Origin of the sequence: [Zimmermannella] faecalis ATCC 13722, from assembly GCF_000381765.1 — a bacterium.
Lineage (GTDB): Bacteria > Actinomycetota > Actinomycetes > Actinomycetales > Microbacteriaceae > Gulosibacter > Gulosibacter faecalis.
This window is the reverse complement of sequence record NZ_KB907080.1, coordinates 126,243-140,769: the sequence shown is the minus strand read 5'-3', so window position 1 is coordinate 140,769 and position 14,527 is coordinate 126,243. Positions and strand designations below refer to the sequence as shown.

At 70.4% G+C, this 14,527-nt stretch carries 13 protein-coding genes; 11 read left to right on the top strand and 2 right to left on the bottom strand.

Annotated features, from left to right (window positions below):
* Positions 1-23 precede the first annotated feature (23 nt).
* From G328_RS0109785 to G328_RS0109775, 3 genes are read left to right on the top strand one after another with little or no spacing between them, the layout of a single operon-like run.
* Complete coding sequence (locus G328_RS0109785) at positions 24-1,085, top strand: thiamine ABC transporter substrate-binding protein (RefSeq protein WP_019619174.1); 1,062 nt, start codon at positions 24-26, stop codon at positions 1,083-1,085.
* Entirely contained in the window at positions 1,072-2,715 is a 1,644-nt protein-coding gene (locus tag G328_RS0109780) for an ABC transporter permease (protein WP_019619173.1), read from the top strand. Before G328_RS0109785 ends, G328_RS0109780 begins: the two co-directional genes overlap by 14 nt.
* Positions 2,712-3,374 carry an ABC transporter ATP-binding protein gene (locus G328_RS0109775; protein ID WP_019619172.1) on the top strand — a complete coding sequence of 221 codons (663 nt, stop codon included), beginning with the start codon at positions 2,712-2,714 and terminating at the stop codon, positions 3,372-3,374. Before G328_RS0109780 ends, G328_RS0109775 begins: the two co-directional genes overlap by 4 nt.
* On the opposite strand, the gene G328_RS0109770 is transcribed toward G328_RS0109775, so the two are convergent.
* The gene (locus G328_RS0109770; RefSeq protein WP_235619872.1) at positions 3,371-3,901 is read right to left on the bottom strand and encodes a rhomboid family intramembrane serine protease; all 531 of its coding nucleotides are present in this window, start codon (positions 3,899-3,901) and stop codon (positions 3,371-3,373) included. The genes G328_RS0109775 and G328_RS0109770 overlap by 4 nt on opposite strands.
* Before the next feature lie 151 nt (positions 3,902-4,052).
* On the opposite strand from G328_RS0109770, the gene G328_RS0109765 reads away from it, so the two are divergent.
* Both G328_RS0109765 and G328_RS0109760 read left to right on the top strand, forming a co-directional pair.
* Entirely contained in the window at positions 4,053-4,616 is a 564-nt protein-coding gene (locus G328_RS0109765) for a hypothetical protein (protein ID WP_154651563.1), read from the top strand.
* Between the two features lie 79 nt (positions 4,617-4,695).
* Entirely contained in the window at positions 4,696-5,799 is a 1,104-nt protein-coding gene (locus G328_RS0109760; RefSeq protein WP_019619169.1) for an NAD(P)-dependent alcohol dehydrogenase, read from the top strand.
* 66 nt (positions 5,800-5,865) lie between these two features.
* On the opposite strand, the gene G328_RS0109755 is transcribed toward G328_RS0109760, so the two are convergent.
* A complete protein-coding gene (locus G328_RS0109755) occupies positions 5,866-6,273 on the bottom strand; it encodes a globin (RefSeq protein WP_019619168.1) in 408 nt (135 codons plus the stop codon).
* Positions 6,274-6,518: 245 nt separating this feature from the next.
* Between G328_RS0109755 and G328_RS0109750 the strand changes: the two genes are divergently transcribed.
* From G328_RS0109750 to G328_RS0109725, 6 genes are all read left to right on the top strand, one after another.
* Positions 6,519-7,949, top strand: coding sequence for an FAD-binding oxidoreductase (locus G328_RS0109750; RefSeq protein WP_019619167.1), 1,431 nt, complete (start codon positions 6,519-6,521; stop codon positions 7,947-7,949).
* A gap of 75 nt (positions 7,950-8,024) precedes the next feature.
* Complete coding sequence (locus tag G328_RS0109745) at positions 8,025-9,695, top strand: ABC transporter substrate-binding protein (RefSeq protein WP_019619166.1); 1,671 nt, start codon at positions 8,025-8,027, stop codon at positions 9,693-9,695.
* Positions 9,680-10,690 (top strand): ABC transporter permease, encoded by a 1,011-nt coding sequence (locus tag G328_RS0109740; RefSeq protein WP_235619868.1) that lies wholly within the window; start codon positions 9,680-9,682, stop codon positions 10,688-10,690. Before G328_RS0109745 ends, G328_RS0109740 begins: the two co-directional genes overlap by 16 nt.
* Positions 10,687-11,532 carry an ABC transporter permease gene (locus tag G328_RS0109735; RefSeq protein WP_019619164.1) on the top strand — a complete coding sequence of 282 codons (846 nt, stop codon included), beginning with the start codon at positions 10,687-10,689 and terminating at the stop codon, positions 11,530-11,532. The genes G328_RS0109740 and G328_RS0109735 overlap by 4 nt, the downstream gene beginning before the upstream one ends.
* A gap of 27 nt (positions 11,533-11,559) precedes the next feature.
* A complete protein-coding gene (locus G328_RS0109730) occupies positions 11,560-13,224 on the top strand; it encodes a dipeptide ABC transporter ATP-binding protein (RefSeq protein WP_019619163.1) in 1,665 nt (554 codons plus the stop codon).
* Positions 13,221-14,441: an aminotransferase-like domain-containing protein gene (locus tag G328_RS0109725; RefSeq protein ID WP_019619162.1), complete on the top strand. Its 1,221-nt coding sequence runs from the start codon at positions 13,221-13,223 to the stop codon at positions 14,439-14,441. The genes G328_RS0109730 and G328_RS0109725 overlap by 4 nt, the downstream gene beginning before the upstream one ends.
* Positions 14,442-14,527: the final 86 nt, after the last annotated feature.

Sequence of the window (14,527 nt, the reverse complement as noted above, 5' to 3'; positions counted from 1 at the left end):
CCCTCCATGCGAATGGAGGAATCATGCAACGATCCGTCACCCGCGGCCTCTTCGCGGTCACCGCGGCCGCCTCGGCCCTCGCCCTGAGCGGATGCACGCTCGCCGCGACCGGCACGGGCGGCGGTACCAGCGCGACCGAGTCGGGCAGCGCATCCGGCACCGTCACCTTCCTCACGCACGACTCGTTCGGCGTGAGCGACGAGCTCATCGCACAGTTTGAGGAGTCGACGGGCTACGACCTCGTCATCACGTCGCCCGGCGACGCCGGCGTCATCACGAGCCAGCTCCTGCTCGCCGGCGATGCGCCCGGCGTCGACGGCGTGTACGGCATCGACAACTATTCGGCCGCGACCGTGCTCGACGCGGGCGTGCTCGCGCCGTACTCGTCGCCGAACCTGCCCGCATCCGCCGAGAGTCTCGCGCTCGGCGACGCGCTCACCCCGATCGACCAGGGCCAGGTGTGCGTGAACATCGACCACGCCTGGTTCGAGGAGCAGGGCATGGCCGAGCCGACGACCCTCGACGAGCTCGCGCAGCCCGAGTATGCCGAGCTCCTCGCCCTCACAAACCCGACGACCTCGTCGCCCGGCCTCGCGTTCCTCGTCGCGACCGTGGGCGAGTATGGCGACGGCTGGCAGGACTACTGGCAGCAGCTGCTCGACGGCGGCGCGAAGATCGAGGCGAGCTGGTCGGACGTGTACTACGTCGACTTCTCGGGCGCCGAGGGCGAGGGGGAGTTCCCGCTCGTGCTCAGCTACTCGTCGTCGCCGGCCGAGGCGGGCGGCGCGACTGGCGTGCTCGACGCAAGCTGCACGACGCAGGTCGAGTACGCGGGTGTCACCGCCGGCGCCGAGAACCCCGAGGGTGCGCAGGCGTTCATCGACTTCATGCTCGACACCGAGTTCCAGCAGGCGCTGCCCGAGGGCATGTACATGTATCCGGTCGATGAGTCGGTCGAGCTGCCGAGCGAGTGGGCCGAGCACGCCTCGCTCGTCGACGACCCGATCGACGTCGACCCGGCCGAGGTCGCCGAGCACCGCGACACCTGGCTTGAGGAGTGGACCGCCCTGTATGAGGCTCGCTAGCTGGGTCGCGGGCGCCTGCGTCCTCGCCTTCCTCGCCCTGTTCTTCGGCTGGCCCGTGGCCAGCATGCTGTGGCGGGGCATCTCGGGGGAGTCGGGGCTCGACCTCTCGGGCTACGGCGAGGTACTCGGCAGCACCCGCACCTGGCGGCTGCTCGGCAACACCGTCGGCATGGCGCTCGCCGCCGCGGTCGGCGCCGTGTTGCTCGGGGTGCCGACCGCGAGCATCCTCTACCGCCGCCGCGTGCCCGGCCGGGCGCTGCTGCGCGGCATCATCACGGTGCCGTTCGTGCTCCCCACCGTGGTCGTCGGCGTCGCGTTCCGCTCGCTGCTCGGCACGGGCGGGCCGCTCGGCTGGCTCGGCATCGACGGCACGACCGCGGCGGTCGTGTTCGCGATGGTGTTCTTCAACGTTTCGGTCGTCGTGCGCCAGGTCGGCACGTTCTGGCGCAGCATCGACCCCGGGCTTGGCGAGGCGGCGCGAACCCTAGGCGCCTCACCGGCGCGTGCATTCCTATCCGTGACGCTGCCGCAGCTCGCGCCCGCGATCACTGCTGCGGCCGGGCTCGTGTTCCTGTTCTGCTCAACCGCGTTCGGCATCGTGCTCACGCTCGGCACGCCGGCCCCCGGCACGCTCGAGACCGAGATCTACACGGAGACCACGGTGTTCCTCGACCTGCGCACGGCCGCCGTGCTCTCGACGCTGCAGCTCTTGATTGTGGTCGCGGCGCTCGTCGTCTCGTCGCGCCTGAACCGGCGCACCGAGACCGCGATCAAGCAGCGCGACACCCGCGACCGGCCGCTGCGGCGGGCGGATGCCCCAGCGCTCATCGTCACGCTCGTCACGGTCTTCGGGGTCGTGCTGCTGCCGCTCGCGACGCTGCTCGTGCGCTCGGTGCTCGTTGACGGCGAGTGGAGCCTGCACAACTACGAGGCGCTTTCGACGAGCGGGATGGGCTTCGCCGGCGGCATCACGCCCGCGCAGGCGCTCGCGCACTCGCTGCAGGCGGCCGTCGACGCGACGTGGATCTCGCTGCTGTTCGGGATTCCGCTCGCGCTCCTGCTCTCGCGGCGCACGCGCGGCGCCGCGGCGGGGGCCCAGCGGCTGCTCGACGTCGCGATCATGCTGCCGCTCGGAGTGTCGGCCGTCACGCTCGGCTTTGGGTACGTCGTGTCGCTGCAGGCGCTCGCACCGCAGCTCGCGCACTCGGGCGTGCTCGTGCCGCTCGCGCAGGCCGTCGTCGCGCTGCCCCTCGTCGTGCGCTCGCTCGTGCCGGCGATGCGGGCGATCGACCCCGCCCTGCGCGAGGCCGCCCGCACCCTCGGCGCGGGCCCCTGGCGCGTGCTCGCGACCGTCGACGGGCCCGTGCTCGCCCGCGCCCTCGGGGTGGGGGCCGGCTTCGCGTTCGCGATCTCGCTCGGCGAGTTCGGGGCCACGAGCTTTCTCGCGGCGCCCGACCGCGCGACCCTGCCCATCCTCATCGCGCGCCTGCTCGGGCGCCCCGGCGGCGACAACTACGGCATGGCGCTCGCCGCCGCCGTCGTGCTCGCCGTGGTGTGCGCGACAATCATGCTGCTCAGCGAGTGGCTCCGGCCCCGCGGGGCGAAGACGACCATTGGAGGCGCCTGGTGAGCAACACCGAACTCGCCCTCGAACTGCGCGGCGTGAGCATCGCGTTCGACGACGACACCGAGGCCGTGCACGACCTCGATTTCGAGGTGGCCGACGGCGAGGTGATTGCCCTGCTCGGCGAATCGGGCTCGGGCAAGTCGACCACGCTGCGCGGCATCGCCGGGCTCGAGCGGGTGACGAAGGGTGAGATTCGCATGCGCGGCCGCGTCGTGAACGACGTGCCGACGCACCGGCGCGACTGCGGCATGGTGTTCCAAGACGGCCAGCTGTTCCCGTATCGCACGGTCGGGCGCAACATCGCCTACGGGCTCGAGGCGCAGCGGGCCCCGCGCGCCGTGATCGCCGACCGGGTCACCGAGATGCTCGAACTTGTTGGGCTCGAGGGGTTCGCCGACCGGCCCGTGCAGACCCTGTCGGGTGGCCAGGCGCAGCGCGTCGCGCTGGCCCGGTCGCTCGCGACGCGGCCGCAGCTTCTGCTGCTCGACGAACCGCTCTCGGCGCTCGACCGGGGGCTGCGCGAGCGGCTCACGGGCGATCTGCGGCGGATTCTCACGACGACCGGCACGAGCGCGGTACACGTGACGCACGACGAGGGCGAGGCCGCGACGATTGCCGACCGCATCCTCTACCTCCACGAGGGCCACCTCGTCACGCGTTAGTCGCGCTCGCGGAGCACGAGCGCCGCGACGATGCCGCCGATCGCGCCCGTGAGGTGGCCCTGCCACGAGACGCCAGCGCCGGCCGCGAAAATGCCCGCGAACATGACGCCGCCGTACGCGATCGCGACGATCACGGCGATGGCGCCGAAGAGCAGCCGATGGCGCACGCCGGGCACGACGACGACGCGCGTCATGACGTACGCGAAGTAGCCAAACACGAGCCCCGAGGCGCCGACCGTGAGCGTGCCCGGCGCCGTGAGCAGCAGTGGCCCGATTGCGCCGACGAGGGCGATGAGCGCGGTGACGAGCCAGTACCGCCGCGCCCCCTCGATCGCGACGAGGGCACCGAGCACGACGAACGGAACCGAGTTCCCGGCGAGGTGCGCCCAGTCGGTGTGGAGGAGCGGCGCGAGCACGATGCCGCCGAGCGACGAGAAATCCCAGCCGCGCAGGCCGAAGCGTTCCCACTGGCCCGGGAGTATTCGGTCAAGGAACTCGATCGCCCACATGAGCGCGACGAGCACCACCGGATGCAAAACCGCAGGCCAGCGGCGAGGTTGAACATCATCGTGAATATGTTCATGCGCGCTCATGCAGGTAGTTCATCACAGTCGGTTTTTTGAACGCTCCACGAGTTGCTACTGTCTAGGGGTGCATTTCAGGCGAGGGGTGACCGCGATGGCCGGTGCACTGCTCTGTCTGGCGGTGGCCGGATGCTCGCCGGTAGTCACCCAGAGCGCGGGCGAATTCGCCGCCTCGGGCCCCGAAACGCACGAGGTCATGACCGAGACGGTTTCGGTCGCAGCCCTGCACGTTGAGGTGCCGGCCGACTGGACCGACGTGAGCGCCACGCGTGGCAGCGAAGTGTATCCCGTCGCCTATGCGCTCGACTCGAGCAGCACGACCTCGTCGCTGCGGTTCTCGCCCGACTACCACGACGCGACGACCGTGTCGGAGGCGGTGGACCAGGTCACTGACGGCGACGAACCGGGCCCGACGGTTTCGGGCTATGTGAATGGCGGCAGCGCGACCGCGCAGCCGTACCCCGGCGTCGCGTCGGCGCGCACCGCCGAGCAGTCGTACGAGACCGAGTCGGGCGTACCGATGTTCGTGCACTACTGGTTCCTCGAGGACGCGTCGACCGGCACGATCTACGCCGTCGAGTTCCGTGGCGAAGACATCGCCGAGAACGCCGCGCTCGTCGAGACGATCGACGCGTCGATCGCGCTCGGCGACGCCTAGCACCAACACATCAACGAATCTGCATGCGTTTCTGACGTTCGAGGAGTACGGTCACTCCTGTCAGAAAAGAGGAAAACGCATGCAAATTAGCGCAGCAGTCGTTTCGGCGGCCTCCGCCGACTTTGAAATTCAGCCCCTCGAAATCGAGGAGCCTCGCGCGGGTGAGATTCGCGTGAAGCTCGTCGCGACCGGCGTGTGCCACACCGACGCGTTCATTCGCGACGGCGGCTACCCCACGAACTTCCCGGTCGTGCTCGGGCACGAGGGCGCCGGCGTCGTCGAGTCGGTCGGCGAGGCCGTGACCTCGGTGAAGCCCGGCGACCGGGTCGTGCTCGGCTTCAACTCGTGTGGTCACTGCGAAAACTGCCTGAGTGGCAAGCCCGCCTACTGCCTCGAGTTCAACGCCTACAACTTCGGCGGCGGCCGCACCGATGGCACGAGCGTGCTCAGCAGTGACGGCGAGCGCATCGACAGCAACTTCTTCGGCCAGTCGAGCTTCGCGACGTACGCGATCGCCACCGAGCGCAACGTCGTGAAGGTTGACGACGACGCGCCGCTCGAGCTCCTCGGCCCGCTTGGCTGCGGCCTCTCGACGGGCGCCGGCGCGATCATCAACTCGCTGCAGGTCGGTGCCGGCGCGAGCGTCGGTGTTTTCGGCACCGGTGCGGTCGGCTCGGCCGCCATCATGGCCGCCGCGGCGATCGGCGCCACGACGATCGTCGCGCTCGACCTCAACGACGACCGCCTCGCGCTCGCGAAGGAGCTTGGCGCCACGCACAGCATCAACTCGGGGAACGAGGATGTTGCGGCTCGCGTCGCCGAGATCACGGGCGGCCGCGGGCTCGACTTCGTGCTCGACACCACCGGTGTCGCCGCCGTGACGAGCTCGGCCGCGCCGCTGCTCGCCGTGAAGGGCACGCTCGGCCTCGTCGGCGCCGCGAAGCCCGGCGACGAGGTGAAGTTCGAGGTCGGTGCGTCGCTCATCAAGGGCTGGACGTTCAAGACCATCGTCGAGGGCGATGCCGTGCCGCAGGACTTCATTCCGCGCCTCGTGCACCTGTGGCGCCTCGGCAAGTTCCCGATTGAGAAGATCTCGAAGACGTTCTCGTTTGAGCAGATCAACGAGGCCTTCGAGGCGTCGAAGTCGGGCGAGGTCATCAAGCCCGTGCTCGTCTTCGAGTAGGCACACCACACCACGGCGCAGCGCCCCGGTCGCACGACCGGGGCGCTGCGCTGCTTTCCGCGGATGCTACCGCTCGGGTGTCGGCTCGAACGTATTCACCATCGCGGTTGCGGCACGATCGAAGTAGTCGGCCATCGTCGTCCGCACGATCGGCGCGAACTCCATCGAGTCGAGCGCCGCGGTCATGTGCCGCAGCCAGCGATCGCGCGCGTCGGGGTTGACGTGAAAGTCGACGTGGCGCATCCGCAGGCGCGGATGCCCGCGCATCGACGAGTACGTGGTCGGGCCGCCGAAGTACTGGCCGAGGAATCGGCTGAGGCGCCAGATCGCGCCCTCGAGGTCGTCGGCGGGATACATCGGCCAGAGCACCTCGTCGAGCTGCACCCGCGCGTAGAAGCGTCGCACGAGCTCGTCGAAGGTGGCCATGCCGCCGACCTCGTCGTACACGGTCGGCTGCGGCGCGGGGGAGTTCATGTCTCGAGCCTATCGGCGGCTCGACGTCGTGGCGCCGCATACCGCATACCGCATACCGCATTTCGCGGGCGGGCGCCACATTTGTGAACACATATGTGGCACATCGTCGCTTCGTGTCAGCTCGTGAAGCGATGTGACCGGCGACCTTCCGTACCTCCTCGGGCGGCCAACAAACTTCTCCAGAGCTGTTGCCCAAGCAGCGCCGTTTCCAGGTGGCGCTGTCTCCCCACGAGAAGGAGCCCCACATGTCGACCACCGCACCCGCGCTGCCACAGGTCAGCACCGCGACACCCGACGATGTCGCCGCGCTGGTCGCGCACCTCGCCGAAGCGCACCCCGACCTTGATGTGCGCGCCGCGTCGACCGAGACAGCCGGGTACGCGTACGACCAGGGCACCCTGCCAGCGCGGCTCGCCGACGAGGTCGGCCCGGCCGTCGCGCTGCCCGACACCGTCGAGCAGGTGCAGGCGGTCGTGCGCGCGGCCGCCGAGTACGGCGTCGCCGTCGTGCCGCGCGGTGCCGGCACGGGGCTGTCGGGCGGCGCCGCGGCGACCACCGCGGAACTCGTCGTATCGACCGAGCGGCTCACGCGCATCCTCGAGGTGTCGCCCGACGACGAACTCGCCGTGGTCGAGGCGGGGGTGCTCAACGCTGACTTGAGCTCCCACGTCGCGCCGCTCGGGCTCTTCTACGCGCCCGACCCCGCGAGCTGGGACATCTCGTCGATCGGCGGCAACGTCGCGACGAACGCCGGCGGACTGCGCTGCGTGAAGTACGGCGTCACGCGGGAGTCGGTGCTCGCCCTCGACGTCGTGCTAGCCGACGGCGAGCTCGTGTCGGTGGGCAGTCGCACCCTGAAGTCGGTCACGGGGCTCGACCTGCGCGGGCTGTTCATCGGCGCCGAGGGGATACTCGGCATCGTCGTGCGCGCGACCGTGCGCCTGCGCCCGGTGCCAGTCGCCCGACGCACCGTCACCGCGTTCTTCGACACGGTCGGCGCGGGTACCGCGGCGCTTGCCGCCATCACCCGCAGCAGCGTGCGCCCGAGCATCACCGAGTTTCTCGACGGCGGCACGCTGCGCAACATCGACGCGCACAACGGGACCGACCTCGCGGGCCGTGGCGATGCGCTCCTGCTCATCGAACTCGACGGCTACGGCATCGACGAGCAGTACCGCGACCTCGACGCGGCGCTCACGGCCGTCGGCGGGCGCGTATCGGCCGTCGACGACGCCGAGGCCGAGCGGCTGTGGGAGCTGCGTCGCTCGGGCCGCGGATTCCCCGCCGACCAGTGGTTCGCCGGCGGCGACGTCGCGGTACCGAAGTCGACGCTGCCCGAGGTCTACGCCTACTTCGACCAGCTGCGCGAGCGGTACGGCGTCGACGTGAGCGCGGTCGCGCACGCGGGCGACGGCAACCTCCACCCCGTCATCACGCTGCAGATTCCCGAGGGCGCCGACCCGAACGTTCCGTCGCCCGCGCTCGCGGCGGCGAACGACGACCTCGTGCGGTTCGCCCTCTCGCTCGGCGGCACCGTCACCGGCGAGCACGGGCTCGGCTCGACGAAGCGGGGCGCCGCCGCGCTCGAGCTCTCGAGCCGAAACCTCGAGGCGCAGTACGCGGTGAAGGCCGCGCTCGACCCGCACGGCCTGCTCAACCCAGGCAAAGCCATCTAGGCCACGGACATCTCGCCCACGCCGCAGCCGGAACATCCGCAACTTTTCGCATTTCCAACCCCAAGGAGCACCACCATGACCACGTCACAACCGCCCCGGCGGCGCCGAGCCCGCCGCCTCGCGACCTCGATCGGCGCCCTCGGCGCCGTCATCGCCCTCGCGGCCGGCTGCGCCGCCGCCCCATCGACCGGCAGCGAGGGCAACGGCGAGCCCAAGTCGGGCGGCGACCTCGTGTTCCAGATCGACTCGCTCGGCGACTCGTGGGTGCCAAACACGAGCTCGATCTCGAGCTTCCAGGGCAACGTGTGGGGCGAGATCACCGACAAACTCGTCTACGTCGACGAAGCCGGTGAGCTGTCGCCGTGGCTCGCCGAGAGCTGGGAGCAGTCCGACGACGCGACGAGCTTCACCCTCCACCTGCGCGAGGGCGTGACGTTCTCTGACGGCAGCGCGCTCGACGCCGAGGCCGTCGCCACAAACATCGACTTCTGGGCGAACGGCGACCCGAGCGACGGCATCGCGCGCGTCGGCCTGTTCCCCTCGGCGAACTATGAGGGCGCCGAGGCCGTCGACGCGACCACCGTCGAGGTGACCTTCTCGCAGCCGACGCTCGCGTTCATCCCGACCCTCGCGTATCACGGCTCGATCATCGTCTCGCCGAAGACCCTCGAGCTGCCCGCCGAAGAACAGGCCGACCTCTCGAACGCGATCGGCACCGGGCCGTTCGTCGTCGAGTCGTGGGCCGACGGCGACCACGTCACGATCACGAAGCGCGAGGACTACAGCTGGGGCCCCGATGCCCGCGGCCACACGGGCGCGCCGTACCTCGACTCGATCACCTACAAGGTCGTGCCCGAGGCGTCGCTGCGCACCGGTTCGGTGCAGTCGGGCCAGGCCGACGTCGTCTACAACATCTCGCCGCAGGAGCTCGGCGGGCTGAAGGATGCGGGGCTTACGGTCGCCGCGCCCCGGTACCTCGGGTTCGTGAACGGGTTCGCGCTGAACACGAGCATCGCGCCGTTCAACGACAAGAACGTGCGGCTCGCGCTGCAGCACGGCATCGACCGCGACGAGATTCTCGACACCGTCTACACCGAGGACTGGGAGCCGGCGCAGTCGTTCATCCAGAGCAACGTCGCCGAGAGCACCGACCACTCCGACGCCTTCGAGTACGACCCCGAGCTCGCGCAGGAGCTGCTCGATGAGGCCGGCTGGAAGCCCGGTGCCGACGGCGTGCGGGAGCGCGACGGCGAGCGCCTCGAGCTCAAGCTCTACCCGAACCCGTACCTCACCACGTCGCAGGCGATCGACGAGCTCATCGCGCAGCAACTCGCCCCGCTCGGCTTCGACGTCTCGATTCAGACGCTCGACGTCGCGAGCTACACCGAGCAGGTGCTGAACAACCGCGCCGAGGTGCAGACCAACGAGATCACCCGCAGCTTCATCGACGCCGCGACCGTCGCCGGCGTCATCGTCGGCGCCGAAGAGGGCGACGAAGACTGGTTCTTCGTCGGCACGAGCGACGAGACCCTGAACCAGTACTCCGAGGAGATCCTCAGCGCAGACGACCTCGACGCGCGCGCCGAGACACTCGACAGTCTGCAGGAGTACGTGCTCGAAGAGGGCTACTTCGTGCCCGTGACGCAGATCTCGCAGCGCATCTACGTGCTCAGCCCCGACCTGCACGACGTCACCTACAACGGGCTCGCCTACGCGAGCTTTGCGACGGCGTGGCTCGACCGCTGATGTCTCGCAGCTACTTCGCGTTCACCGCGCGCCGCGTCGGCCAGGCCGCGCTCGTCGTGCTGCTCGCGTACGTGTTCACGTTCACGGTTATCACGATCCTGCCGGGCGACCCGATCTCGTCGCAGCTGCGGAACCCCGAAAACGGGTTCAGTGAGGCTGAGATCGCCCAGCTCGTCGCGTACTACGGCCTCGACCGGCCCGTGCTCGAGCAGCTCGCGCACTCGCTCGGCGGGTTCCTCGTGGGCGACCTCGGGCTCTCGCTGCGCACGCAGCTGCCGGTCTCGCAGCTCATCGCAGATGCGGTGCCCTCGACGCTCGCGCTGGCCGGCAGCGCGCTCGTGCTCGCCTGCCTCATCGCCGGCCTCGTCGCGTTCGGCAGCCAGGTGCTGCCCGCGAAGTACGGGCAGGGGATCGTGCGGTCGTTCCCGTCGCTGTTCCTCTCGGTGCCGAACTTCGTGATTGGCCTGCTGCTCATCAACCTGTTTGCGTTCGGCCTCGGGCTGTTCCGCATCATCGAGCCCGAGTCGCCGTGGGGCACCTTCTTCGCGGCGCTCGCGCTCGCGATTCCCGTGTCGGCCCAGATCGCCGAGGTGCTCATCGCGAACCTCGACCGCGAGGCCGGGCGTGAGTACGCGACCGTCGTGCGATCGCGGGGCGTGACGCAGGTGCGGGCATTCTTCGTGCACCTGCTGAAGCCCGCGTCGCTGCCCGCCGTTACCGTGCTCGCGCTCACGGTGGGTGAGCTCCTCGGCGGCTCGGTGATCACCGAGTTCGTCTTCGGCCGCAACGGCATTGGCTCGCTCATCGAGAAGTCGGTCGTGTCGCAAGACCTCCCGACGCTGCAGGGCGTCGTCGCGCTCACGGCCGTCATCTTCGTGGTCGCGAACCTGCTCGCCGACCTCACGTATCCGCTGCTCGACCCCCGCGTCGACCTCGCCCAGGCCGGCCGCAAACTCCGCGTCAGCCAGCCCCAGACCACGGAGGCCATCGCATGACCGTGCTCACCGCCCGCCGCACGGGCGCACCGAAGGTCGCCTGGCGCCGCCCCGGCGGCCAGCCGCTCACGGTGTGGCTGTCGGCCGCCGTGCTCCTGCTCGTCGTCGCCTGGGCGATCTGGCCGGGCCTGTTTACGGGGCTCGCCCCCGACTTCGGGGTCACGAGCGAGAAGCTGCAGGCGCCGAGCCTCGCGCATCCGTTCGGCACCGACCACCTCGGCCGAGACCTATATGCTCGCGTCGTCTACGGCACGCGCTCGTCGGTGCTGAGCGCGCTCGTCGCCGTCGCGATCGGGCTCGTCGTCGGCAGCCTCGTCGGCCTCGTCGCCGGATTCTTCGGGCGGCTCATGGACTCGGTGCTCTCGCGGTTCGTCGACGTGCTGCTCGCGATCCCGAGCTTTCTGCTCGCGGTCATCATCGTCTCGTCGCTCGGGTTCCAGACCATCAACGCCGCCATCGCGACGGGCATCTCGGCCGTCGCCGTGTTCGCTCGCGTCATGCGCGCCGAGGTGATTGCCACCCGGCAGTCGGTGTTCGTCGAGGCGTCACGCGTGCTCGGTGGCACCCGCCTGCAGAGCCTCGTCTGGCACGTGCTCCCGAACGCCTCGCGCTCGGTGCTCACGCTCGCGGTGCTGCAGTTCGGCCTCTCGATTCTCGTCATCGCCGGGCTCTCGTTCCTCGGTTACGGCGACCCGCCGCCCGCGAGCGACTGGGGCCTGCTCATCTCGCAGGGCAAGGACTACACGACCGCGACCTGGCTCGTGTTCTGGCCCGCGCTCGTCACCGTCGTCACGGTGCTCGCCGTCAACCGGCTCAGCCGGTCGCTGCGCGGCAGCAACTGACTCACCACCAGGCCGAAGGAGGCCAGCATGACCACACCAGCGCATCCGCTCATTCGCGTCGAGCAGCTCAGCGTCGCGTACGGCGATACCACCGTGGTGCACGACGTGAGCTTCGCGCTCGAGCGCGGCCGCAGCCTCGCGATCATTGGCGAATCGGGCTCGGGGAAATCGACGATCGCCCGCGCCGTGCTGCGGCTGCTCCCGACCGGCAGCGCGTCGGTCGGCGGCAGCGTCTACCTCGAAGGGCGCGAGGTGCTCGGGCTGCGCGAACGGGAGTTTCGCGCGCTGCGGGGGCGGCAGCTCGGGTTCGTGCCGCAAGACCCCGCGCACGCCCTCAACCCCGTGCGCAAGATCGGCGCACAGGCGCACGAGGCGGCGGCGCTCCTGCCGGGCCTCGACCGGGCCGCGCAGCGCGCCGAGATTCTCGAGGTGTTCGAGCGGGTCGGGCTCGCCGACCCCCAGCGCGTCTACGACGCCTACCCGCACGAGCTCTCGGGCGGCATGCTGCAGCGCGTGCTCATCGGGCTCGCGGTGCTGCCGAGGCCGAAGCTCATCGTCGCCGACGAGCCTACGAGCGCACTCGACGTCACGGTGCAGCGGCGTATTCTCGACCTCCTCGACGAGCTGCGACGCGACCTTGACCTCGCCGTCGTGCTCATCACGCACGACCTTGCGATCGCGGCCGAACGCACCGACGAGGTGCTCGTGCTGCGCGACGGCGGCGTGCAGGAGTCGGGCCACACGGCCGAGGTGTTCGCCTCCCCGCGCTCCGAATACACCCACCGGCTGCGCGGCGACGTGCCCGCCCTCAACCCCGACCGCTACGCCGAGGTGCGCGCCTCGCGCCCCGAGATCGAGTCGGCGCCCCCGCGCATCGAGCTCCGGCAGCTCACGAAGTCGTTCGGCGACTTCGCCGCGGTACGCGACGTCGACCTGCGCGTCGCGGCCGGCACGACCCACGCGATCGTGGGGGAGTCGGGTTCGGGCAAGACCACCACGGTACGGCTCCTGCTCGGCCTCGAGGACGCCGACTCGGGCGAGGTGCGCATCGACGGCGAACGAGTGGATACGCGCACCGGCCGGGCGCGCACGGCCACGTACCGCGAGCTCCAGGTCGTCTACCAAAACCCGTTCACGTCGCTCGACCCGACGTGGCGCGTCGAGCGGCTCGTGCGCGAGTCGCTCGACCGCTTCGGCATCGGCACGCCGGCCGAACGACGCCAGAAGGTCACCGAGGCGCTCGCGGCGGTCGGCCTCGACCCGACACTGGCGAAACGCAAGCCCGCGGAGCTCTCGGGCGGCCAGCGGCAGCGCGTCGCGATCGCCCGCGCACTCGTGTTGCGCCCGCGGGTGATCGTGCTCGACGAACCAACAAGCGCCCTCGACGTGAGCGTGCAGGCCGACATCTTCGACGCACTCCTCGAGCTGCAGGCGACGCTCGGCATCACCTTCGTGCTCGTGTCACACGACCTCGCGCTCGTGCGGCAGGTCGCCGACACCGTGAGCGTCATGCAGGCCGGGCGAATCATCGAGCACGGCGACGTCGCCCGCGTGCTCCACGACCCCGAGCACGCGTACACGCGCGCGCTCATCGACGCGATTCCCGCGCCCGAGGCGGCGACGACCGTGCTCCAGCCCGCCGCCACGAACGCGCTCGAACCCGAACTCACCCACCGAAAGGACGCCAAGTGAGCCACCTCCTCGCCGACGCGACACGACCCCACACCGACGCGACGCCCGTGCCCGAGCTCATCCGCGCGCTCACCGACCCGAAGGGGTTTGGCGACGCGACGCTCCGCACGCCCCGCGCCGACGCGATCGAGCTGCTCGGGGGCATCCCCGACCCCGACCTGCTGCCCGGGGCGCAGCTCGCCGACGCCTACGCGGCCGCCCTCGCCGAGCCCGGGCTGCCCGCGCTGCAGTACGGCCGCACCGAGGGGGTGCCGGAGCTGCGGGAGTGGATCGCCGCGCGCGAGGCCGTGCCCGTGTCGCGCATCCTCATCACGAACGGCGGGTTCCACGGCCTCGCGCTCGCGATTCAGCTCGTGCTCGAGCGCGGCGACCTCGTCGCGGTCGACAACCCGATCTTCCCGCTGTTCCTGCGCGGCCTCGAACTCGCCGACGCGCGCATCCTGCCGATTCGGGTCGGCGCCGACGGCCTCGACCTCGACGAGCTCGAGGCGCGGCTCGCCGCGGGCGCCCGGCCCGCGGCGCTCTACACCGTGCCCGACTTTCACAACCCCTCGCAGGGCGTGCTGCCGGAGTCGGCCCGTCGCCACCTCGTCGCGCTTGCGGAGCGGTACGGGTTCATCGTGTTCGCCGACAACCCGTACCGCGAGATCGCGTTCGACGGCGTCACCGAGTCGGTCGCCGCGTTCAACGAATCCGACCACGTCGTGCACATCAACACGTTCACGAAGACGCTCGGCCCGGGCCTGCGACTCGGCTGGGTCGTGTTGCCCGAACGGTTCACCGCGAACGCCGTGAAGCTGCGCAGCCGCAACGACTCGCACTCGTCACAGCTCACGCAGCACGCGATCGCCCGCTTCGTCACGTCGCACGAGACCGCGTTCGACGAGGTGCTGCAGCGGGCGCGACCGGTGTACGCCGAGCGCGCGGCGGCGCTCGCGGCGGCGCTCGAGCGCGAGGCGCCGGGCGAGTTCGAGGTGCGCCCGCCCCGCGGCGGCTTCTTTGTCTGGGCGCGGCTGCGTGACGACGCGATCGACGAGGCGCGACTCGCCGCCGACGCGAGTCTCGAGGGCATCGAATACCAGCGCGGCGCGTTCTTCACTTCGGGTGAGGGCACCGATGCCGACCGGCACCTGCGACTCGGATTCTCGCGCGCGAGCGTCGCCGAGCTCGACGAGGCGGCCCGCCGCCTCGCGGCCGCGATCGCCCGACAGCGCTAGCACCATCGACACGGGGCCGCGGTGCGCAACATTGGTTGCGCACCGCGGCCCCGTATCGTTTCGCCGGTTCCGATGCTGTCACCAAC